The sequence below is a fragment of the Methanomicrobiales archaeon HGW-Methanomicrobiales-1 genome, assembly GCA_002839675.1.
Taxonomy (GTDB): domain Archaea; phylum Halobacteriota; class Methanomicrobia; order Methanomicrobiales; family Methanospirillaceae; genus Methanoregula.
In genome coordinates this window covers 197,979-219,645 of record PGYM01000003.1, presented here as the reverse complement: position 1 = coordinate 219,645, position 21,667 = coordinate 197,979, and the positions used below count along the sequence as shown (strand labels likewise).

Annotated in this window: 22 protein-coding genes; 8 read left to right on the top strand and 14 right to left on the bottom strand. The window is 49.6% G+C overall.

Features of this window, described 5'->3' with window-relative positions:
* Positions 1-14 precede the first annotated feature (14 nt).
* On the bottom strand, positions 15-479 hold the full coding sequence (locus tag CVV30_10540; GenBank protein PKL68532.1) for an N-acetyltransferase: 465 nt from the start codon (positions 477-479) through the stop codon (positions 15-17).
* Between the two features lie 622 nt (positions 480-1,101).
* On the opposite strand from CVV30_10540, the gene CVV30_10535 reads away from it, so the two are divergent.
* The gene (locus CVV30_10535; protein PKL68350.1) at positions 1,102-1,683 is read left to right on the top strand and encodes a carbonic anhydrase; all 582 of its coding nucleotides are present in this window, start codon (positions 1,102-1,104) and stop codon (positions 1,681-1,683) included.
* 3 nt (positions 1,684-1,686) lie between these two features.
* On the opposite strand, the gene CVV30_10530 is transcribed toward CVV30_10535, so the two are convergent.
* From CVV30_10530 to CVV30_10515, 4 genes are all read right to left on the bottom strand, one after another.
* On the bottom strand, positions 1,687-2,025 hold the full coding sequence (locus CVV30_10530) for a hypothetical protein (protein ID PKL68349.1): 339 nt from the start codon (positions 2,023-2,025) through the stop codon (positions 1,687-1,689).
* A 79-nt stretch (positions 2,026-2,104) separates the two neighbouring features.
* Positions 2,105-2,626 (bottom strand): ferredoxin:glutaredoxin reductase, encoded by a 522-nt coding sequence (locus tag CVV30_10525; GenBank protein PKL68348.1) that lies wholly within the window; start codon positions 2,624-2,626, stop codon positions 2,105-2,107.
* Positions 2,627-2,905 (bottom strand): glutaredoxin family protein, encoded by a 279-nt coding sequence (locus CVV30_10520; protein ID PKL68347.1) that lies wholly within the window; start codon positions 2,903-2,905, stop codon positions 2,627-2,629.
* Positions 2,906-3,116: 211 nt separating this feature from the next.
* The gene (locus CVV30_10515) at positions 3,117-3,614 is read right to left on the bottom strand and encodes a ferritin (protein PKL68346.1); all 498 of its coding nucleotides are present in this window, start codon (positions 3,612-3,614) and stop codon (positions 3,117-3,119) included.
* A 268-nt stretch (positions 3,615-3,882) separates the two neighbouring features.
* Between CVV30_10515 and CVV30_10510 the strand changes: the two genes are divergently transcribed.
* From CVV30_10510 to CVV30_10485, 6 genes are all read left to right on the top strand, one after another.
* Positions 3,883-4,938 (top strand): carbamoyl phosphate synthase small subunit, encoded by a 1,056-nt coding sequence (locus CVV30_10510; GenBank protein PKL68531.1) that lies wholly within the window; start codon positions 3,883-3,885, stop codon positions 4,936-4,938.
* On the top strand, positions 4,938-8,099 hold the full coding sequence (locus CVV30_10505) for a carbamoyl-phosphate synthase large subunit (GenBank protein ID PKL68345.1): 3,162 nt from the start codon (positions 4,938-4,940) through the stop codon (positions 8,097-8,099). Before CVV30_10510 ends, CVV30_10505 begins: the two co-directional genes overlap by 1 nt.
* A 139-nt stretch (positions 8,100-8,238) precedes the next feature.
* Positions 8,239-8,742, top strand: a complete 504-nt coding sequence (locus CVV30_10500) for a hypothetical protein (protein PKL68344.1) — start codon at positions 8,239-8,241, stop codon at positions 8,740-8,742.
* Between the two features lie 177 nt (positions 8,743-8,919).
* A complete protein-coding gene (locus tag CVV30_10495; protein ID PKL68343.1) occupies positions 8,920-10,128 on the top strand; it encodes an argininosuccinate synthase in 1,209 nt (402 codons plus the stop codon).
* A 199-nt stretch (positions 10,129-10,327) separates the two neighbouring features.
* The gene (locus CVV30_10490; protein ID PKL68342.1) at positions 10,328-11,827 is read left to right on the top strand and encodes a methanogenesis marker 14 protein; all 1,500 of its coding nucleotides are present in this window, start codon (positions 10,328-10,330) and stop codon (positions 11,825-11,827) included.
* Between the two features lie 14 nt (positions 11,828-11,841).
* A complete protein-coding gene (locus CVV30_10485) occupies positions 11,842-12,081 on the top strand; it encodes a hypothetical protein (GenBank protein PKL68341.1) in 240 nt (79 codons plus the stop codon).
* Positions 12,082-12,103: 22 nt separating this feature from the next.
* On the opposite strand, the gene argF is transcribed toward CVV30_10485, so the two are convergent.
* From argF to CVV30_10465, 4 genes are read right to left on the bottom strand one after another with little or no spacing between them, the layout of a single operon-like run.
* Positions 12,104-13,015 (bottom strand): ornithine carbamoyltransferase, encoded by a 912-nt coding sequence (argF, locus tag CVV30_10480; protein PKL68340.1) that lies wholly within the window; start codon positions 13,013-13,015, stop codon positions 12,104-12,106.
* Positions 13,012-14,304, bottom strand: coding sequence for a phosphoribosylamine--glycine ligase (locus CVV30_10475; protein ID PKL68339.1), 1,293 nt, complete (start codon positions 14,302-14,304; stop codon positions 13,012-13,014). Before CVV30_10475 ends, argF begins: the two co-directional genes overlap by 4 nt.
* A gap of 13 nt (positions 14,305-14,317) precedes the next feature.
* Positions 14,318-14,845 (bottom strand): orotate phosphoribosyltransferase, encoded by a 528-nt coding sequence (locus CVV30_10470; GenBank protein ID PKL68338.1) that lies wholly within the window; start codon positions 14,843-14,845, stop codon positions 14,318-14,320.
* Positions 14,839-15,393 (bottom strand): hypothetical protein, encoded by a 555-nt coding sequence (locus tag CVV30_10465; GenBank protein ID PKL68337.1) that lies wholly within the window; start codon positions 15,391-15,393, stop codon positions 14,839-14,841. The genes CVV30_10470 and CVV30_10465 overlap by 7 nt, the downstream gene beginning before the upstream one ends.
* A gap of 91 nt (positions 15,394-15,484) precedes the next feature.
* Between CVV30_10465 and CVV30_10460 the strand changes: the two genes are divergently transcribed.
* Positions 15,485-16,951, top strand: a complete 1,467-nt coding sequence (locus CVV30_10460; protein PKL68336.1) for a radical SAM protein — start codon at positions 15,485-15,487, stop codon at positions 16,949-16,951.
* 21 nt (positions 16,952-16,972) lie between these two features.
* Here the strand turns inward: CVV30_10460 and CVV30_10455 are convergent, their stop codons facing one another.
* From CVV30_10455 to CVV30_10435, 5 genes are all read right to left on the bottom strand, one after another.
* Entirely contained in the window at positions 16,973-17,908 is a 936-nt protein-coding gene (locus CVV30_10455; GenBank protein ID PKL68335.1) for an ornithine cyclodeaminase family protein, read from the bottom strand.
* A gap of 114 nt (positions 17,909-18,022) precedes the next feature.
* On the bottom strand, positions 18,023-18,304 hold the full coding sequence (locus tag CVV30_10450) for a metal-binding protein (protein ID PKL68334.1): 282 nt from the start codon (positions 18,302-18,304) through the stop codon (positions 18,023-18,025).
* A gap of 57 nt (positions 18,305-18,361) precedes the next feature.
* The gene (locus CVV30_10445) at positions 18,362-19,594 is read right to left on the bottom strand and encodes a DNA primase (protein PKL68333.1); all 1,233 of its coding nucleotides are present in this window, start codon (positions 19,592-19,594) and stop codon (positions 18,362-18,364) included.
* A 194-nt stretch (positions 19,595-19,788) separates the two neighbouring features.
* Complete coding sequence (locus tag CVV30_10440) at positions 19,789-20,106, bottom strand: hypothetical protein (protein ID PKL68332.1); 318 nt, start codon at positions 20,104-20,106, stop codon at positions 19,789-19,791.
* 275 nt (positions 20,107-20,381) lie between these two features.
* Positions 20,382-21,644, bottom strand: a complete 1,263-nt coding sequence (locus CVV30_10435) for a dihydroorotase (protein PKL68331.1) — start codon at positions 21,642-21,644, stop codon at positions 20,382-20,384.
* Between the last annotated feature and the right edge of the window lie 23 nt (positions 21,645-21,667).

The following is a 21,667-nucleotide window of genomic DNA, read 5'->3' as shown; positions in this document are numbered from 1 at the left end:
CATCCTCTGCACCATCAGGTATTCAATTTTGCCGGAAGAGACGCAGGATCACGTTTCATCGGGCATACATCAATTCCCTTGAGATTTCCCATGCAGAAATCAAACCTGTCCCGGATTGTTTTTGGCAGATCAATTTCTGCGATGGGATAAAAACCCAGGCTCCCATAGAAATCCACCAGTTCGGTCTTCGAGTGCATGAAGAGCGTTTCCTGCCTGCCGCACTCTTCTATAAGAAGGATCATAACCGAACGGGCAAACCCGCGGCGCCGGTATTCATCCAGGACATAGACCGCATCAACTTCAAGTCCATCCGGATGGCGTGAACACCGTGCCACTCCAATAAGTTTGGTACCCGCAAAGGCAGCAAAGAGCCGGTCATTGTTCCGGTCGGCAGTCTGATTGTGATAGTGGGTCCAGAGTTCACGTTCAGCACGGACGAGCTCTGCGGGGGAGAGCTCCCGGACATTCACCGCACCGATAAACTGCACCGGCGAAGCCACAGCACCTGGAGAGAACAGGGCTTTTCCAATCTCAACAAAAAAATGAGGGCGGAATGTTACGAACCCTCCGCTCTCTTCACCGGCAAGCGTATACAGGGTAAGAAGCGTCTGATCCTCGCTGAACGGTTCCGGTTCAGCATACGGAGAAACGATCGGTATACAGCACCTCCATAAAACCAGTTATTCGGGTATTGATATGATAAGGGTAATTGTCCATTCAGATCATCGTTTGGATGTCGATTTCTTTATGTTACCATTTCACTACGATAAAGGCATCGCGTATTTTTAATATAAAACAATTGCATTTTAATTTTTCCGGTTCCTGCGATTCCGGGGAAGCATTGAAAGAGAAAATTTTCTCATTATTCGGGCCCCGATATGAGATTGGGGCGATTTAATGCGATAATTCCGATAATGCGCGTACTGCATTTCAGGACACCCCGTCAGCAAATGATGAAACGGGAACATAATTTTCTCAACCCAGAATTATGGGTAACGGACATAAAACACAAAATTTAACTGATTTCCCATAGAGTGAGCATTACGGCGCTCCCTGAGGTGTGTAAGCGGGAGTTGCCCCATATGAGGTGAATGCAGGATAATGATAGACAAATTATTGCTGGGAAATTTTAAGTTCAGGGAATCTGATTTTACCCCGAATATCGATTACTACCGCGAGCTGGCATCGAGTCAGCATCCGACAACATTATGGATAGGGTGCTCGGACTCCCGGCTCCAGACCGGGCATATCACCCAGGCACGGGCGGGAGAACTGTTCATCCAGAGAAATATCGGCAATATCGTGCCGATCCATGACTGGAATTTTGCTACCGTGCTTGAGTATGCCGTTGTTCACCTCAAGGTTGAGGATGTAGTCATCTGCGGGCACTCGAACTGCGGTGCAATCCGGGCACTCGACAAAGAGAGTACTGATTCGTACATACCACTCTGGCTGAACAATGCCCGCGAGGCAAAAGAGCGGGTGGACAAAAAGATCACGCCACCGACAACCGTGCTTGAAAAGGAGGAGAGGTACCGCCAGATTGAACAAGAGAACGTGAGGCTCCAGATCGAACACCTCTATACTTACCCACTGCTGAAAAAAGCGGTTGATGAGAAGAGGATACAGGTACACGGGCTCTACTATGATCTCGGAAACGGAGCACTGACCCGGGTTACCTGAACGTCAGCAAACAGCATCAATCTCTTTTTTTATCCGGTCAAGAACTATACGCCCGATACGGGTGAGTTTCCCATTCACCATAACGATGGGTAATGGCGGGAAATCGGTCTCGACAATTTTCTTCACATAATCCGGTACACCGCCATCAACCAGCGTGAGTTTCAGCTCCACCCGGTCGCCATACTCTTTTTTGAGTTCTGCTGCCAGTGCATCGAATGCTGCGGTAAGCTTGCCTGTTGGATAACAGTCAGAAAGTCCACAGGTCCGGTTCTCATCGCAGGGAAACGGGCAGCATTCAGAATCTTTCAGACCAATAATCTCGATTGTTATGGGGCCTGCCATAGGGGTACTATTGGGAAGCGGCATTATATGAGGATTGGGAAACTGCAAAAAATGATCTGGATTTTTGTAAAAATGGGGGTTACATGAACCGTTCGAACCGGTCTTTCGTTACTTTGCAGATCGGGCAGATCTCCGGGGGTTGATCCCGCGCACAAAGGTAGCCGCACACTTTACAGCGCCATACCGGAAATGAAAGAACGGGGGCAGGGACTTTTGCGAGGGGGACCGTATGGGTAGCAGCGGTTTTTGCCCGGACAGAGCGTGGCGGGCGGCGTTCGGGAACGGGTTGTATTTTTTTCCTGCCGTTTGCAATATCGTCACTTACATAGAGAGCGCAGTAACAGGTATCGAATGCATTGAGATCCGGATCCCGGTAATCGCAGGGACAGATGATGTCGAGATCCTCTGCCTTTTTTCCGGAAGCGAGCCGGCACGGGCAGGCACGATACCCGTACCGCCGCTCATTTTTCATAAGACCGGTAATGAGATTTTTGGTGAACTCTGCATCCGGATTCAGCAGGTAACCTCCCTCTTTTGCCTCTTTCTGCAGGATTTGGTAGGTCGCTTCCACATCTTCTGGTTTGATCTCAATAAGTGGCATTTATCGGAACTCCTGCCGTATTTCCTGCTCTTTGAATCCTACAATACATTTTTTCTCATTGATAACAAGGGTAGGAAACGAGCCTGAAGGATTAAAACGCTCGACAATATTCATGGCCTCATCCTGCTCTTTTCCTTCAAGGAGATCGACATACGTGTAATCGAATTCAATGCCAAGCTCACGCAGGAGCTCCTTGGTCTTATTGCACCACCCACAGGTGCTCAGTGCGTAGAGCATCACCGTTCCTTTCTTTTTCCCGCTCACGTGTTCAATACTCATACAAAAAGTCTCCATTCACTAAAGGGAAATAGCGGTAAATAGTATTTAAAAATGAGGTTGGGATGAGATCAGGCTTCATCACGTGTATAACGGAGACCTTGTTTTCCGGGTGATCCCCATCAGATAAAAAAAGCAATTTTACCTCAAATTCTCCCCGAATCAGGTTTCCGGAAGTTTTACGAAAAAATACTTCTTAAAAAAGAGGTAAAATTTATTTGTTTTTCATAATGATGTTGACATCTTCGAGCAGTGCCTGAAGATCTTCTTCATGCTCGACTTCCATCTGGAGGATGCCCAGAACGATGTTGTAGGTAACCGGATCTTTGTCCCGGGTCTTTTTCAGCAGGCTGTTGTAAGTCTTGATGGCGCACTGCTCGCCCTTGATATTCTGTTCCAGCACCTTGATGATAAACGGATCGTCAGGTGCATCATATCCGCAGTTGGTGAGTTTGAACCATTGCTGGGGATTGGTAACCGGAGTTCCACCGAGTTGGATAATCCGGGTCGTGAGCAGGACCGCATGCCCGAGTTCTTCGGTTGCGTGGAGGGTGAGTTCAGCAATAACTGCCTCCTTGTTGGGACCACGTACTACCTTAGAACCAACCCAGTACTGGTAGTATGCTAGCCATTCATCAGAAAAAGCCTTGTTCAGGAGCTTAACCAGCTCGTCAACATCGGTATCAACAATTTTCCTTCCTTGAGTTCCCATGATTGTTCACCTCTGTTTTTTTAGCGACAAGTGAATATCAACACTTGTGCTTTTTATCTGTATCGTTGATGACACAGAAAATTGTAAACCGAGTATCCAGATGAACCTGGTTTTCTGGCTGACAGGTATCCGGAATAATTATGCTGGAGATAGATCCCCGGGCATGGATCACGATGACAAATTCACTTATCAAAAGAAGTTTCGGTGACTGACTGTTGTCATCTGCACTATCGTTAATAACTACTCAGGCGCATAATATATGGAAATCATGAAGGCGGTTCTGGGTCTCGAAGACGGGCAGTTTTTTATCGGGGAAGGGTTTGGTGTTGAAGGAGAGTGTTCCGGGGAACTCGTGTTCAATACGCAGATGACCGGGTACATGGAATCTCTCACGGATCCGAGCTATTTTGGCCAGATCCTCATGTTCACCTTCCCGCAGATCGGTAATTACGGTGTTGATACACAGAATTTTCAGAATGAAAAAGTCTGTGCCCTTGGCTGCATTGCAAAAGAGATCTGTGAAAAACCCGCCGCCAGCCCGTCCATCAGATCCTATTTTGAAGAGAACCACCTTCTCGGCATGAGTGGTGTTGACACCCGTGCCCTTACGATCAAAACCCGCGTCCATGGAACCATGCGTGCTGCACTCGTTGTCGGAAGCGATGATGGGGACTATGCAGTAAGCCTTGCAAAACGGACTCCCCAGATTACCGATATTGTTCCCATTCCCGAAGTATCCTGCAAACAACCGTACCGCATCGAGGGGAAAGGTAAACGCATCGCAGTGATCGATCTCGGGATAAAAAAGAATATGATCACCAGCCTTGCAAAGCGCGGGGGTGACATCCACGTGTTCCCCCATGACGTAACATCGGAACAGGTGCTTGCCTGCAAGCCGGATGCGCTCTTTGTGAGCAACGGGCCCGGGGATCCCAAGCAGGCCACGCATGCGATCCGTTGTATCCGGGAACTGCTCGGGCAACTCCCCATCTTTGGGATCTGCATGGGCAACCAGGTTTCGGCACTCGCCATAGGTGGTGATACCTACAAGCTCAAGTTCGGTCACCGCGGCGCAAACCAGCCGGTCAGGTTTAAGGACGGGAGGATCTTCATCACCACTCAGAACCATGGATTTGCTGTCGATGAAGACTCGCTCCCTGAAGGCTGCAAAATTACCTACACCAATGTCAACGACGGGACGGTCGAAGGATTCGAGAACAAGGACCTCAAACTGACCACCGTCCAGTTTCACCCGGAGGCACACGGGGGACCACGCGATACCGAGGCGCATTTCTTTGATGCACTGTACCGGGGGATTTCCTGATGCCTAAGCGGACAGATATCAAAAAGGTGCTCCTGATAGGATCGGGACCTATCCAGATCGGGCAGGCAGCGGAGTTCGATTTCTCGGGCTCGCAGGCATGCCGTTCTTTGCGGGAAGAGGGCGTCAAAGTCGTACTGGTCAACTCCAATCCGGCAACGATCATGACTGATCCGGATATGGCCGATGAGATTTATATCGAACCACTCAGGGCAGACATTATCGCAAAGATCATAGAGAAAGAGAAACCCGACGGGATCCTTTCTGGGATGGGAGGCCAGACCGGCCTGAACCTCACGGTCGAACTCGCCGAAATGGGCGCACTCAAAGATGTAGAAATTCTCGGAACCCCGCTTGAAGCAATCTACAAAGGGGAAGACCGGCAGAAGTTCCGCGATCTCATGATCAGTATCGGTGAGCCGGTACCGAAAAGTATGGTACTCAACACCCTCACGCAGATTGAGGAAGCCATCGCCGAGATCGGTCTTCCGGCCGTTGTGCGGCCAGCATATACCCTCGGAGGGGCAGGCGGAGGTATCGCCCGTACCCGGGAGGAACTGACCCGGATCGTTGAACTAGGGCTCTCCCGCTCCCGCATCCACCAGGTGCTCATTGAAGAGAGCGTGATGGGCTGGAAGGAGATCGAGTTCGAGGTGATGCGCGATGCCGCAGACACCTGCATTATTGTCTGCGGGATGGAGAATGTAGACCCGATGGGCATCCACACAGGAGAGAGTGTGGTTGTTGCTCCGATCCTTACCCTGCGCGATGACGAATTCCAGATGATGCGAAGCGCAGCAATCCACATCATCCGGGCGCTGGATGTGCAGGGTGGCTGCAATGTCCAGTTCGCATTCTGGGAGGGCGATTACCGGGTGATTGAAGTGAACCCGCGGGTTTCCCGGTCATCGGCCCTTGCCTCAAAAGCAACCGGCTATCCCATTGCACGGGTGGCAGCAAAGATCGCCATTGGCATGCGGCTCGACGAGATCATGAACACCGTTACCGGATGCACCCCGGCATCTTTTGAACCAACTATTGATTATATCGTAGTCAAGGTTCCCCGCTGGCCGTTTGACAAGTTCAAAGGCGCTGACCGTACACTTGGCACTTCCATGAAGAGCACCGGAGAGGTGATGGCAATCGGGCGCACCCTGGAAGAAGCGTTCATGAAAGCGAAGCGGTCGATCGACACCGATGTTCAAGTCCATACAAGCCCCAGTGAGGTCCGGATGATCCTGTCACGCCCGACCGATGAGCGGTTCCATTGTCTCTTCGATGCCTTCCGACTGGATTTTACCCTTGACGAGATCGCGCAACTCACCTCCATTATCCCGTTCTTTTTAGAGAAGATCAAAAATATCATAGATTGTGAAAAACATCTCGCAGCTCATGCTGAACCGGCAGATATCCGGTCAGCAAAGATACTCGGGTTTTCGAATGCGGAGATCGCAAAAATTACCGGGATGAATGTGGACCAGGTTGAAAAGATTGCAGGCCTCCCTTCGTACAAGATGGTAGACACCTGTGCAGCCGAGTTCCCGGCAAGCACCCCCTATTTCTACTCCACGTATGAAAGTGACTGCGAGATCGTTCCCAGCGATCGCCAGAAAGTGCTCATCCTTGGATCCGGGCCAATCCGTATCGGCCAGGGAATCGAGTTTGATTACTGCACGGTGCATGCGGTCCAGTCCCTGCGGGAAGAAGGCGTGGAAGTCCACATCGTCAATAATAATCCAGAAACCGTCTCTACGGATTTCGATACCTCAGACCGGCTCTTCTTTGAGCCGATGCAGCTCGAAGATGTTGTCAATATTCTCAGGAAAGACAATTATTATGGCGTTATGGTACAGTTCGGTGGGCAGAATGCTGTCAACCTTGCAGTACCTATTGAGCAGGAAATCAAACGCCTCGGCCTTAAAACCAGGATTCTGGGTACGAGTCCGGATGCGATGGATATTGCCGAGGATCGCGACCGGTTCAGTGTCCTGTTAAATAAACTCAAAATCCCCAGCCCGGCTAACGCGTCTGCATATTCCGAAGCAGAAGCACTCGAGAAAGCAGAAAAGATAGGTTTTCCTGTGCTTGTCCGGCCTTCATTTGTGCTTGGGGGCAGGGCAATGGAGATCGCCCACAATGCCGTTGAATTTGAATCCTACATCAAAGAAGCGGTCCGGGTTGCAAAGAACCATCCGGTTCTCATCGATTCCTACCTTCAGAATGCCATTGAACTCGATGTCGATGCTGTCTGCGATGGAGAAGAAGTGCTCATTGGCGGGATTATGGAACACATTGAACAGGCAGGGATCCATTCAGGTGATTCAGCCTGCGTGATCCCGACACAGTCACTGCCAGCCAGCGTTATTGACACCGTCCGGGATTACACCCGCAAGATCGCCTTGGGTCTTGGGGTAATCGGGCTGGTAAATCTCCAGCTTGCGGTAAAAGACAACGTGGTCTATATCCTTGAGGCCAACCCCCGGGCAAGCCGCACCGTACCGTTCGTTTCAAAAGCCACCGGGCTCCCGGTAGCGAAAATTGCAGCAAAAGTCATGGTTGGCAGGAAACTGCGCGATCTTGGCCATAAAGAACGGGAGATCAAACATGTCGCAGTCAAAGAGGTCCTGCTGCCGTTCAACAAGCTCGCAGGTGTTGATACAGTCCTCGGCCCTGAAATGAAGAGTACCGGCGAAGTGATGGGTATTGATTATGATTTCGGACTTGCTTTTTACAAGGCCTGTATCTCTGCCGACAATGAACTCCCCCTGAAAGGCAATATATTCATATCGGTAAATATCGAGCAGAAAGAAGAGGCAACACCAATCGCACGGCAGCTGCGTGATCTCGGGCTCACCCTCTACGGCACTGAAGGGACGGTGGATTACCTCCACGATGCGGGTATTGAGGCGCATCTGGTCAGAAAAGTGCAGGAAGGTTCTCCCAATGTGCTGGATATGATGCGGCACGGGGAGATACGTCTCATCATCAACACCCCACAGGACCGCCAGTCACGGGAGGATCATTACCAGATCATGCGTGCGGCAGTGGATTACTCAATACCCTATATTACCACCCTTCAGGCAGCGCGTGCAGCTGCACTGGCCATTGATGCGATCAAGCGCGAGAAAATGACACTTGAGCCAATCAGCCATTATCTGAAGTAATATCGACGAAAAAACGCAAATATTTCCTTTTTTAAGATTTTGCGCAGCACACCGGATCCAGAGATCTCGTTGGGTAAGATGCAATAATCATGCAAAATGATTGAATATCCTTATATACCGAAATAACAAAAAAAGATGCATGAAGAAACTTCTTGTTGTACTTGCGATTCTGTTCATCGGAATCCTGCTCGCGGGATGCACATCCCAGCCAGCGGCACCTGTAGCCACCCCAGTACCGACTGCAGTCCCAACCACGGTTGTAACCACAGTACCCCCAACCGCCGAACCGACCAAGGAAATTGTAGTTGTTGTTGTAAACAAGACTGCAGCGCCAACGGTAACCCCGACCGCAACCCCAGTGCCAACATTTACAATCACCTTTAACCAGGATATGACAATTACCCCGGATACAACGATATATGTAAAAGTTGGCACTAAAGTTCTCTGGGCAAACATGGATTCACTCAGGCCTCATGGTGTACTGGCAACCGATCCCACTGACGGAGCATGGTTAAATGGCCTGAAAGAGGTTTCGATCCCTTACGGCAAGACCATCGAAGTCACCTTTGATAAAGTAGGCGCGTATGATTACACGACTAACTTCCAGCCTCAAACACCAGGAATCATTTACGTAACGGCCTAATTCCCAACGATACCTAGGTTCAGGTAAAAACCTGAACAACTTTTTTTTAGTTTCTGAATCTGCTGTAAAGGGATTTTTTTCTCTGGAACATCAGGTTTTCGTGACATTATGCCCTTAACATATAAGGGAAAAACATCAAAACACTATATTACGATTAGTAAAAAAGGTGTATTCATTATGGGAAAAGGTTCTATTGTTCTTGCATATTCCGGAGGGCTTGACACCTCCATCTGTATCCCCCTGTTAAAGGAACGATATAATTACGATCGTGTCATCACCGTTGCCGTGAATGTTGGGCAGCGGGATGAAGAGATCGATGTCGCCACGCAAAAAGGGAAGAAACTCGCTGATAAACATTACACCATTGATGCCCGCGAAGCATTTGTGAATAACCATATCTTCCCGGCGATTAAAGCGAATGGCTCCTATGAAGGCTACCCGATGGGGACTTCCCTTGCCCGGCCCCTGATCGCAGAGGAAGTCGTCAAGATTGCCCGCAAAGAAGGTGCAACAGCAATCGGGCATGGATGCACCGGCAAAGGCAATGACCAGCTCAGGTTTGACTTTATCATCCGCAGCGCGGGTCTCGAAGTCGTCGCGCCCATCCGTGAACTCAACCTGACACGGGACTGGGAGATCGATTATGCAAAAAAGCATAAGATTCCGGTGCCGGTAAAAAAAGATAAACCATGGAGCATGGATGAAAACTGCTGGAGCCGGAGTATTGAGGGCGGCAAACTGGAAGATCCCGCATTCCACCCGCCTGAAGAGATCTATCTCTGGACGGTTTCTCCGGTAAATGCACCGGATAAGCCGGAAAAAATCACCCTGGAGTTTAAAGGCGGTATTCCGGTTGCCATTAACGGCAAAAAAATGCAGGGCTATGACCTGATCCAGCGGCTGAATATCCTTGCAGGAAAACACGGGATCGGCCGCAATGACCTGATTGAGGATCGCATCCTCGGGATTAAAGCCCGGGAGAATTATGAGCACCCGGCTGCAACGGTAATTCTTACTGCACACCACGATCTTGAAGCGCTTGTCCTCACCCGGCAGGAACTGGTATTCAAGCGCATGGTGGATGACAAGTGGTCGGAACTGGCCTACAAAGGTCTGGTATATGAACCCCTGTATGCTGCACTGAATGCATTTATTGATACCACCCAGGAACGGGTGAATGGCAAGGTGGACCTCGAAATTTACAAGGGTGCGGTACGGGTACTCGGGCGCAGCTCACCGGATGCTATCTATTCAGAGGATTTAGTTTCGTTTGACAGTACATCTCTCGACCAGTGCCATGCAATCGGGGTCTCCCAGTATTTTGGCATCCAGGCACGCATGGTCCATGCCAGAAAAACAAGAAAGAACACAAAATCCAAAAAGTAATTTTTTTTTATTCTCTGGAGTGTATCTTCCATACACTGTGATACACGGGTCAATTGAAAATATTTTTAGACAGTTATTGGTTTTTGTCCAATGCAATCAAGTACCTGAATTCCGGAAATCATGTGTCTGGCTAGCTGCGTCGAACACCTGAACCAAAATAGAAAATTATAAGGATTGACGCATTGAAGACTCGATCACCATGTGCGCCGGTTTTTTTTCCCGCTTTATAAAACCAAATCCCTATATCGTTGAAAGTCCGCCTCCACCTTCAATAACTCACGGCGCAGGCATGCAATTTCCTGAATACAAGAATAAGCCTTATTTTATTGTTGCTTCCGTAGAAATGGGAAACACAACAACAAAATGTATCCTGACTGGCGTTAATCTCGAAACCGGCATGTCCTATGTTATCCACAAAACAGTCAGCATGAGCCGCGACATCCGCCCCCCGAAACCCGGGGAAACCATCTTCGGGGCAACCCTTGACGGGACCGAACTGACCCGGGAAGCAGTAACCGAACTCGTCCGGGACACCCTGATCCAGTGCCATAAAGATGCCCATCTCGATATTCTCAAAGAACTGGATTTCGTTGTCCGGAGTACCGGGGTTGTGGCGGAAATGGAGTCGCCGGATCAGATTGGCGATTTTGTCATTGCACTCGCAAATGGCTGTCTTGTCGCAGGGGTCCCGCCCCGCAAAATGACACCCCCCATGTCAAAAGAGAACCAGCCGCAGAAACTCCAGCCGTTCAGTTTTGCAGACAAGGTTGTCTTTGTCGGGGCGGTAGCAGGAGTCATTCCCCCGGTGGGCTCAACCGGTGTGGAGATGGTAGCAAACGAGATGGAGGGCGAACTGGCAATGGCGGGGATCAAAGAGGGTGCAAAATGGACACCGGTTGATTTCCGTAACCCCTGCGTTTCAGTGGATTTCGGTACAACGCTTGACGGCAGGATTACCAGTGATGTGAGCGCAGATGATCCAAATCCGTTTGCAAAAACGGTGGGTAACTTCTGCGGGCTTGCCGGCGCGATTCCTGACGCAATTGTCCGGGGAACCGGTCTTGTGCAACAGCGGACCGGCACGGCCCTTGATATTTTTGGCGAGCACAGTGTTACCGGAGGGCTCTTTGGCGGTGGGAACCGCAGGGTCATCGATGATTTTGTAAACCGGTGCCACGAGCATATAGACATCCGGATTGTACCAGCAGAACGAGACCGGTTTGGCAGGGTTCCGGTCAATGCAAAGCTGGCACTTGAGTCCGGCATTGCCATGATAGGCTGTGACTGTGGGGAAAACAGCAGCGATCTCGATAAACTGATGGAGATTGGAAAAGAGATCCATAAAAACCACAACCTCGCAACCCTCAACGAAGTCATTGACCGGGTCTGCGCAAAAATGGCTCTGCGCCTGATAGACGTAGCTGTCGAACAAAAACTCGTTCCAGGGAATTCCTCAATTGGATTTACCGGCAGGGCAGCAATCTCCGGAAGAAAACCGGAATATATTCTCGATGGGATCACAGAACGTAATCTCTATGATGATCCCCGGGATCACCTCGTATTCGTAGATGACGGTCTTGCACGAGGCGCGGCACTTATGGGCCGTTGTATGAACTCGCTGGGAAAGCCCAAAAACCCGATCGGGGGCGTACGTGGGGGCCCATGTATTATGAGCCGGCGAATCAAAATAGGAAAGTGAATCAGGTGAAAGACTTGTCCGAAGAAGAACAATTATTCGATATCGTTATTCCCCCGGGTGTACCTCAGAAGATTATCCTGGATATCTCGAACAAATTCGACGTGGAAGTTGTTGACAGAAGAGAGAGGATCAAATTTGCCAATATGGATGGAGAAGAACGCGATCTGCTCGCATTCCGGGGTAAATTTGAGGTCTTGCAAAAAGTTGAGACCTATATGCGCGATGAACTTAACAAATTCATTGCTGAAAAGTAAACGATTTTTTTAAAGTTATTTTTTATTTTTTCAGCAGACGCACAAGCAATGCTTTCTGTGCATGCAGCCGGTTTTCGGCCTCATCCCACACCAGACTCTGGCCGCCTTCCATCACTTCATCAGCAATCTCCTCGCCCCGGTGTGCAGGAAGACAGTGCAGCACCCGTGCATCCGGTGATGCATGTCGCATGAGGCCGGCGTCTACGGTATAGGGGGAAAAAACCTTTAAGCGTTCTTCCCGTTCTGCGTCATCACCCATAGATACCCATGTATCCGTAACAATGATGTGTGCATCTTTTACTGCCTGCTCGGGACTTTTCACCAGGTTCACTTTTCCGCCAAGTGCGCGTGCTTTTGTCACGATATCTGCTGAGGGTTCGTACCCATCCGGAGTCGCCACGGTAACAGAATACCCGGTGAGTACCGTGGAGAGGATCAGTGAATTGCAGACATTATTCCCATCGCCAACCCAGGCTACACGCAGATCCTGCGTTGAGCCGAAATGCTCCTCCATGGTCATAATATCTGCAAGTAACTGGCAGGGATGCTCAAGATCAGAGAGACCATTTATGACAGGAATGGTTGCAAACCGGGCAAATTCTTCGATGGTGCTGTGTTTATAGGCCCTGATCATTATGCCGGATACATAACGGGATGCTGCCCGTGCAGTGTCCCGTATCTCCTCGCCCCGCCAGATCTGCATATCCCGGGCATTCAAAAACAATGCGTGGCCACCCAGTTCGTTCATACCCACTTCAAACGAGATATGGGTCCGGGTAGATGACTTCTCAAAGATCATAGCGAGATTTTTCCCGCGGAGGACGTCGTGAACCACTCCCTGTTTCTTCAACGTCTTGAGATGTTTTGCTTCAGATAGTATCTGCTCCAGCTCGGTTTTGCTGATATCCAGAATTGATAGAAAATCCTTATTCATCGTAACTCCTTCATGTGTGCGATACGCTGGCTGAGTAAGTTCTCTGTTCCGATGTCTTTCCGGTATCTCACACAACCCTTGACGGATGCTGCTGCATGCTCTGCAATACGTTCGGCATCTTCCAACGTAGAGCCAATTCCTATAAACGCCAGAGTGCGGGAAGTCAGGGTGACCAGCGACCCATCACGTTCTTCGACATTTGCATAATAGGTGATTGCCCCGTCTGTATCACCTACATGGAGCAAGTCCCCGGCATGAGGGGCATCGGGATAACCTTCCGGTACCAGGTATTTGCAGACCGTTGCTTTCTTTTCGAACGTGACATGGGCAGGGCTGAGCGTCCCGCGTGCAATGTTCACCATGATTTCCGACAGGTCTGAGGTGAGCAGTGACAGGACATTCATTGCTTCGGGATCGCCGAACCGGGCATTGAATTCTATCACTTTCGGGCCTTTTGCAGTGTTCATGAACTGACCGTAAAGGATGCCTTTATAGGAAGTTCCGGTTCTCGCCAGTGCTTCAACAGTTGCCTGCATAATATTAAACGCCTTTTTATAATCTGCGTTTGTTACAAAGGGCAGCATATGGTCAGGCATAGTATACGAACCCATGCCACCGGTGTTAGGTCCGGTGTCCCCGTCAAATGCCCGCTTGTGATCCTGAACAAGAGGCATAGGTATAAGGGAGATTCCATCGACAAAGGCCTGAAGCGTGAATTCCTCCCCTATAAGACGCTCTTCGAGAATGATCTCCCCCTTGATCTGCCCTGCATAGGCGATTGCACCTGCCCGGTCCACCTGTTCGCCCATGATCTTTACGCCCTTTCCTCCGGTGAGCCCGACCGGTTTTATGACCAGATCGCCATCGTGGCCATTGATAAACGCGATCGCTTCGCTGCTGTTCTGGCAGAGCCTATACTTCGGGCACCCCTCAATCTGGTGCTGTTCCATCAGCCCGCGGCAGAATCCTTTGTCTGTCTCAATCCGTGCAGCGGCCCTGGAGGGACCTACACAGGCTATACCGGCAGCTTCCAATGCATCAACAATACCGGCCTCAAGCGGGGCTTCGGGACCGATAAAAGCATATTCGATACCGTTCTCCAGTGCGAAGGCTATAATGCGGGGTATGTCTGTTTCCCTGCAGAGCAGGACCTTTTCTGCGAGTTTTGAGATCCCCGGATTTTTCTTTGCCATCACAGAATATATTACAGTTTTTCGGTTGCGGGCGAGTGCAGATGCTATTGCATGCTCCCTTCCTCCCCCGCCCACAACAAGGATCTTCATATCCATCTCTAATGTACGTTTACGGTAAAAATTGCTTCTCTTTTAACAGTTCGCTCACCCGGACGAGCGGCAGGAACTCAATACCTTTTTTAGTGAGCATCGCTTCAGCCCCCTGTTCCCGGTCTACAACAGTAACGACACGGTCCGCGTGCGCCCCTGCTGCGCGAAGGGTTTCAATACCGTACAGCGCGGACCCGCCGGAGGTTGTCACATCTTCAACCAGGAGGACCCGTTTATTCCGGACGTTCCCGATGATCATCTCTTTCTTTCCATGACTTTTCTCTGCGGCCCGGATGATCGCATAGGGCTTTTTTGCTGAGAGTGCCGTTGCAACCGCAAGTGGAACACCCCCGACAGCAACGCCGGCAACAACCTCGAATTCATGCGATTGTGCAATAAGTTTTGCAATAATCGTAAGCAGATCGGGATGCGTAACTGCAGTTTTCACATCAATATAGTAGGTGCTTTTTGCACCGCTCGCAAGGGTAAAATCTCCTATTTCAATTGCCTTGTACTGTATGAGAAGATCTGCTACAGAATTCACCATGGTACCTCCTTGACTCCCATTATATATCCGATAATATTGACTGCCCGGTGAAGAATAATGGTTAGGATCAGGATGATGATAAGAATGGGTAGGGTAATGTATGCAAAAAGCCACCCGGGATCGAACAGGAGCATTAAGATAAATGCACCCGCAACAAGGTCAAGCTGATCTGCAACCGGCCACTTTTCACCCCGCACTTTTCCCATCCTGCGCTTGAGAAAACTCTTACCCAGATCACCTAACAACGCCCCAAGAGCAAGAAGTGATATCGATGCCAGGGTGTGTTGTGGCAGGAATGTTAAGGGATATGTCGCAGAGAGCCACATGAGCAGCAAACCCGTGATTATACCGGCAAGCACGCCAAAAAACAGGCCACGGAACGTTTTACCATCCCCAAATATCCTGCGTCCATCAGAGTAATTCCTTCCAAAATCAACTGGAGTGCCTCCTCCAAGAAGAGCGGCGATCGGATTAGGGATATACGCAGGAAGCATAATCCAGACCGCTGAAAGCAACGGTATTATGAAGAAATCGATGCTAATAGTGATGCACTCCCAATACCTCTAATAAAGAGCAGATAAAAACATTAAGGTAACTCACAATGGGATATCTGGTTACGTGAGTACCGGGTGGACATTAATGATAATAAAAAAGACCCGAAGTCTTTGCCCCATATGCAATATCGTTGTTGATGCAGAGATCGTAGAAGATGAGGGAAAGATCTGGCTGGTTTCAACGTGCAAGGAGCACGGGAAGTTCAGGAATATCTACTGGTCTGATCCTGTGATGTATCACCGGTTTGATAAGTATAATGCCATAGGAACCGGAGTTGCAAATCCCCAGCATACAGCACCTTCTGAAAACTGCCCATCATCCTGTGGATTGTGTAACAATCATCATTCCCAGACCCTGCTGGCCAATATTGATCTCACCAACCGTTGCAATCTGGACTGTGAATTCTGTTTTGCAAATGCCCGCGCCTGCGGATTTATCTATGAACCCGATTTTGATGAGATCGTAAAGATGCTGGTAATGTTAAGAGACCAGAAGCCGGTCCCAGCCCCAGCAGTCCAGTTTTCCGGGGGAGAACCAACCATGAGAAATGATCTGGCGAAGATCATCAGGAAAGCAAGAGAGATTGGCTTTCCCCAGGTCCAGATCGCTTCCAATGGTGTGCGACTCGCGAAAGAACCGGAATATGCAAAGGAACTCAAGGATGCAGGGCTTAACACGGTATACCTGCATTTCGACGGCGTTACCCAAAAAACAAATCCATTTTTGGCAATTCATTTAAAAGCGGTCGAGAATTTGAAGCGGGTAAAACTTGGTATCGTGCTGGTACCTACGGTTATACGCGGCAAAAACGATCATGAGATTGGCGATATTATCAGGTTTGCTGTTGACAACATATCGGTTATCCGGGGTGTCAATTTCCAGCCGGTTGCATTTACCGGTGCTGCAAGTGATGACGATATCAGGAAATCCCGCATTACTATCCCTGAAGTTCTGGCCGATATTGAAGAACAGACACAGGGTATCATCAAAAAAGACGATTTTTATCCCATTCCCTGTGTGCTCCCGTTTTCAGATCTGGTTGAAGCGTACACGGGTAAACCACAGGTACGTTTCACTGCTCACCCCCACTGTGGTGCCGCAACCTATGTCTTTGTGCAGGAAGCAGGCATTATTCCGGTGAACCGCATGGTTGATGTGGAAAGCTTTTTCGAATCCATCGGACAGATGGCTGAGACAATCAAGAAAGGCGGTACCATCAATAAATACAAGGCACTTCTCGAAGGGGTCAAAAACATGCACGACTCCGTGCAGAAAGGAGAAAATGGCAGCACGGCAGAGTTCTGGAAGATTATCGGCAAGACATTGATCGGGCAGAACTTCGATGCACTCCGGGAATTCCACTGGAACGCACTGTTCATCGGTACCATGCATTTTATGGACCGGTACAATTATGATATCGAACGGGTCCAGCGGTGCTGCATCCATTATGCAACTCCCGATGGGACACTTATCCCCTTCTGCACCTATAACAGTGGACCGGTCTATCGCGAACAGGTCTGGAAGAAATACGCGAAAAAACCTGAAGAATAAAATTTTCTTATTTTTTTAGTATCAGAGAAACGGGAGATCAATTACCGTTCCATTACGCATTGCGATGGCCGCGATTGCAAGGTCCTGGATTGCAAGACCTGTGGAATCGAATAGGGTGATCTGGTCCGGACGCTCACGTTGTTTCTTCCCGATAACCACTTCACCCAGGGTGCCTGCGATTTCTTCCGGAGAGAAAATTCCCCGGCTGATGGGAACATTTACTTCCCCGGAATGAACGGCCTGGACCATATCATCGACAAAAACCCGCCCTCGTTTGAGCAGGAGAGGATCGAGTTCCTGTTTGCCCGGTGCGTCAGCACCGATAGCATTGATATGGGTTCCATCCTTCACCCACTCGCTCTTGATAACCGGTTCGCGTGAGGGAGTTGTAGTGACAAGAACATCACAGTCACAGGCTTTTTCCACCGATACGCTGCGTGCAGCATAATCAGTGATTGACTGTGCAAATTTTTCCGCGTGCAGGGAATTCCGGCTCCAGCATTTTATCTCACTGATATCGAGCTCCTTGGAGATTGCACGGTATTGTGCTTCAGCCTGCCTGCCGGTACCGATAAGACCCAGGACAATCTCCTTTTTGGGAGACAGGTATTTTGCTGCAACTGCACCCGCGGCACCGGTACGCATATTGGTGAGTTTTGTGGCATTGAGAATAGCGACCGGCTCACCGGTTGCGATATCGAGAATCACCGTAAGGGCCATCACAGTCGGAAGTCCGCGTGACGGATTTCCGGTATGAACATTGACTATCTTTACCCCGGCAAGAGAGAGAGACGGGAGATAGGCAGGCATTGTCCGGAAATCCCCTTCCGGAAGAGTAACGTATACTTTCGGGGGCATCTGGACACGACCTCTCCCGTGATCGGCAAATGCAGTCTCAATCGCCTGGTTTACTTCCCTGAGATCGATAGATTTCTCGGTATCCGTGAAGTACTGCATGTGCGATAATCCGCCGGGATGGGATTTTAACATTTCTTCACAGTATGATAACGACAAATGGCGAATGGTCTCCGCAGGTCACTATAAAATCGCACGTAAAAAAAGCACTAAAAATTAAGCGTCATCCATCTCTTTGAGCGTCTTATCAGCAAGTTCTTTCATGCGTGCTGATATCCGGCTTGAGGAGGTATAATCAACTTCCTTCATCGCATTGGCAATTTCCGTACCTAGTACAAATATCGCGTACTTGTGCTCCATTTTGCTCTTGTGCTGCTGGGAAGGAGTAATTTTTAATGAAGTGTATTGGGAAAATTTCAGTTCAGGATTGATCTCTTCAAAATACTCCTTGACTTCAGCGAGCATTTTGTGAAGATTGATCAGTTCCTCTTTATGCATGCCATGACTCCAGACAGTAACATGGTTTTGTGCAGGATAAATAAATTTGTGTGGCCATTACATACCCATTTTCATTAACTGGATTGATAACGGCCGTTTTATAACACCCTTGAAATCTTTTGCTGCCACATAGGAAAGGCCTTTCCAGACCAGCCGGTCCAGCAGTTTCTGGTCCACCGGGCGATCAACAACCAGACCACTGACAGTGCCATCAAGAGTTTCTATCGCTTTTTCCACTTCATCCGGGCGCAGTTCTTTCACAACGGTCAGATCATCGGTAAGAAACCGGGCAAGACTATGACCTTTAACATCGTCAATATGGTCCCGCAGGGTAAGAGGCCCACTTGTGCCGTCAGAAGGGCGCTTTGAGGCGGAAGCATGACGAGCCTTTTTACCTGCAGCATCCGTCTCATCCGCCCCCCCTCGTGTGATGCGGAGGTCAGCCGGAAGTTCAGCCGCATCTTCAAAGTACTGGTCACGCACATATTCCACCGGCACCTTGTTGCGCAGGGTCTTGATGACCTCTTTTCTGGTCATATCCTCGACACTTTTTCCCTTGGGGGAGAAAGCAACAAAATCTATGTCAACGACCTGCAAGAGCTCCCGCAGGATTAATTCGCCGCCACGGTCTCCATCGAAAAAGGCAGTAGCAGTCTTTTTCTCGCAGAGCTCAACAACGGTTTTGGGAATATTGGTCCCTTCAACAGCAACGGCATTTTTTATACCATAGCGAAGGAGATTCAATACATCGGCCCGGCCTTCAACGACAATGATCGCATCTGACTCCATCACATTGGGACCTGCAGGAACTTTCTCTTCGCCAATAGAGCCAATCTTTTCCATACGGAGACATTCACGGACATCGTCCAGCAACTCATCACTGTCGATAGTGCCATCATCAAACCGCTCGATAAGCAGCACTTTTGCCCGCTCGACAATCTTCTTTCGCTTGCTGACGCGAATATCCTCTACGGATTCGACAACCACATGCGCTACGCAGGGACCTACGCGGTCGATCGTCTCTAACGATGCGGCAAGGATTGCCGTTTCCGCACGGTCGAGCGAGGAGGAGATCAGAATCTCTCCCTTTGTCTCGCCTTTTTTGCTCGTTATCTGGACGTCAATTCGTCCGACACGTCCTGTTCTCTGAAGATCCCGCAGATCCAGGTCTTCGCCGAGTAACCCTTCAGTCTGCCCAAAAATGGCACCAACTACATCGGGTTTCTCGACCACCCCCTCTGCTGTGAGGCTGATGTGAATAAGGTACTTGGTAGTATCCGGTGAATACATGTAAACGCACCCCCATGTATCATGCGATAAATGAAATGCCTGATCATAGGTATAAGATATATATAACATGTAAAATTACTTAAGGGCATGCTTTTAAACGACTGCCAGAATTGGTCAACAGTACATCTGTTGATCAGCCTGACCGGGTAAATAAAAAGCGAATTTCAATTGATCATTTTTAAAAGGCAGTCGCCTCATTTGATGACCGATGTGAGCCGTAAAAGAAGATCGTTTTTGGCAATACCAGTAACCAGCACACGTTTCTGTGACGACGTTGCACCGGACTGGATACTGATTGAAGATACTGGCAAGTCGAGGCATCCGGCAATCAGGGTAACGATGGCTTTGTTCGCTTTTCCTTCCAATGCAGGAGCGGTAACCCGGCAGCCGATGGCTTTTCGCCACTCATTATAACCTGCAGGAAACAATGCGGATCTGGCACCCGCAGTAACATCGATAGAAATGATTGTACCGTTTCGCTCTGATGAAAGAGCGTCAGAAATATCGGGCATTGTTAAACTACTGATAAGAATGTTGCCCGGCAATAACGCACATGGATCACCAGTGGCTGCTGCCGTTCTTCACCTGTGTTTAAACCCTTGCCGGGCGTATGCCTGTCGCGCAACCGGGTTGTCCCATGGATCACATCCAGACGCTTGTCAATCGATCACCCGGGGACCTATGGCTGCGCTGTATCGGCATCAGATACATCGTGTTTTATGATATTTAGCACTTGGGTATGAGATAAAATCTGATAATTGATATGAATGATATCAGCTATTTTTTGTCAATGAGTACCATTGAACCCTTTTCCCGCAAACCATGTTGGTTCCTGACGGAAGAATTCCCCTCCAAGATATGCAACAGCACCGTTCATCACCACCATTTTGGGAAAAAGGGCCTTATGTCCTTCAAAGGGTGTCCACCCACACCTGCTGTGCAGTGATGCACCCTGTATCAGCTCAGGCTTTTTTGAGTATATGGCAAAATCTGCCCGGTCCCCGACATCAAATCCTGCTCGGGGAATTCCCAGCAACCGGGCGGGGGCATACGAAGTCTTGTCAATAACAGATGCCAGATCGATCTTTTTGGCAACAACCTGCGCGAGCAGCAGGGGCACCATGGTTTCGACCCCCGGAATCCCTGAGGGGGCGCTGGAGAAATCCTGCATTTTATCTTCTTTCGTGTGGGGAGCATGATCGGATGCTATCACATCGATTCGTCCCCATCGAATCCAGAGCCCTTTTCGTTCCATTTCCGTTCGGAGAGGGGGATTAACTTTCCCGAAGGTATCATTTTTGTCGAACTGCTCCTGCGAAAGGAACAGGTGGTGGGGAGTTACCTCAACCGAACCCGTAACTACATCGATCGAACGGACGGAACTCATATGGCAGAAATGAAGCCGGCATTCACTGCGATTCAGGAACTGTACAGTATGAACCGCTTCTGCTTCACCCAACGCAGAACGAACAAGACCATGCGATATGAGATCGGTATCGGGAGAAGCGCCGATACGTTCGGCATGGATGGTTGCAAGCCCGCCCAGTTTTTGAATGCGATCCAATGCCGACTCCAGTGCAACTCCATCAATCGCATCGCCATAACTGGAAGGGGCATGAAAGGTCTCCCCAAATGCCATGGCTCCTGCATCCCACATGGCTTCCAGAGGGGTATCCGGAGTTACCCCGCTGTTGATGGCAAAATTACAGTAAGAATGTTTCTTTGCATCCTGAACGCGCTCTGCCAGAGCATGTGGCGAGGTGAGGGAGGGGATGGTATTGGGCTGGTCAACAACAACAGTAACTCCACCTGCAATAGCGCTCATGCTTCCACTCCCCCAGTCCTCTTTGGCCGATTGCACGCCACCCCGCATATGCACGTGCATATCAACAGCGGCAGGGAGCACAAAACATCCTTTACAATCGCACTGTTCCGCAGAACCCTTATACGCCCCCACATGGGTAACTTTCCCGCCGGCAAGGGTAATATCCGCTAAACGCCCTGAAGGTAAGGTGACATTCTGTAGTACAAGAGTTGGAGGGGGTGCCATAGTACTCACTTTTTCTCACAACC

Bases quoted from the DNA above. Each gene is read 5' to 3' on its own strand.
- CVV30_10535 (PKL68350.1), top strand. From the start codon at position 1,102: ATGATAGACAAATTATTGCTGGGAAATTTTAAGTTCAGGGAATCTGAT.
- CVV30_10530 (PKL68349.1), bottom strand. From the start codon at position 2,025: ATGGCAGGCCCCATAACAATCGAGATTATTGGTCTGAAAGATTCTGAA.
- CVV30_10525 (PKL68348.1), bottom strand. From the start codon at position 2,626: ATGCCACTTATTGAGATCAAACCAGAAGATGTGGAAGCGACCTACCAA.
- CVV30_10520 (PKL68347.1), bottom strand. From the start codon at position 2,905: ATGAGTATTGAACACGTGAGCGGGAAAAAGAAAGGAACGGTGATGCTC.
- CVV30_10515 (PKL68346.1), bottom strand. From the start codon at position 3,614: ATGGGAACTCAAGGAAGGAAAATTGTTGATACCGATGTTGACGAGCTG.
- CVV30_10510 (PKL68531.1), top strand. From the start codon at position 3,883: ATGAAGGCGGTTCTGGGTCTCGAAGACGGGCAGTTTTTTATCGGGGAA.
- CVV30_10505 (PKL68345.1), top strand. From the start codon at position 4,938: ATGCCTAAGCGGACAGATATCAAAAAGGTGCTCCTGATAGGATCGGGA.
- CVV30_10500 (PKL68344.1), top strand. From the start codon at position 8,239: ATGAAGAAACTTCTTGTTGTACTTGCGATTCTGTTCATCGGAATCCTG.
- CVV30_10495 (PKL68343.1), top strand. From the start codon at position 8,920: ATGGGAAAAGGTTCTATTGTTCTTGCATATTCCGGAGGGCTTGACACC.
- CVV30_10490 (PKL68342.1), top strand. From the start codon at position 10,328: ATGTGCGCCGGTTTTTTTTCCCGCTTTATAAAACCAAATCCCTATATC.
- argF (PKL68340.1), bottom strand. From the start codon at position 13,015: ATGAATAAGGATTTTCTATCAATTCTGGATATCAGCAAAACCGAGCTG.
- CVV30_10475 (PKL68339.1), bottom strand. From the start codon at position 14,304: ATGGATATGAAGATCCTTGTTGTGGGCGGGGGAGGAAGGGAGCATGCA.
- CVV30_10470 (PKL68338.1), bottom strand. From the start codon at position 14,845: ATGGTGAATTCTGTAGCAGATCTTCTCATACAGTACAAGGCAATTGAA.
- CVV30_10460 (PKL68336.1), top strand. From the start codon at position 15,485: ATGATAATAAAAAAGACCCGAAGTCTTTGCCCCATATGCAATATCGTT.
- CVV30_10455 (PKL68335.1), bottom strand. From the start codon at position 17,908: ATGCAGTACTTCACGGATACCGAGAAATCTATCGATCTCAGGGAAGTA.
- CVV30_10450 (PKL68334.1), bottom strand. From the start codon at position 18,304: ATGCATAAAGAGGAACTGATCAATCTTCACAAAATGCTCGCTGAAGTC.
- CVV30_10445 (PKL68333.1), bottom strand. From the start codon at position 19,594: ATGTATTCACCGGATACTACCAAGTACCTTATTCACATCAGCCTCACA.
- CVV30_10440 (PKL68332.1), bottom strand. From the start codon at position 20,106: ATGCCCGATATTTCTGACGCTCTTTCATCAGAGCGAAACGGTACAATC.
- CVV30_10435 (PKL68331.1), bottom strand. From the start codon at position 21,644: ATGGCACCCCCTCCAACTCTTGTACTACAGAATGTCACCTTACCTTCA.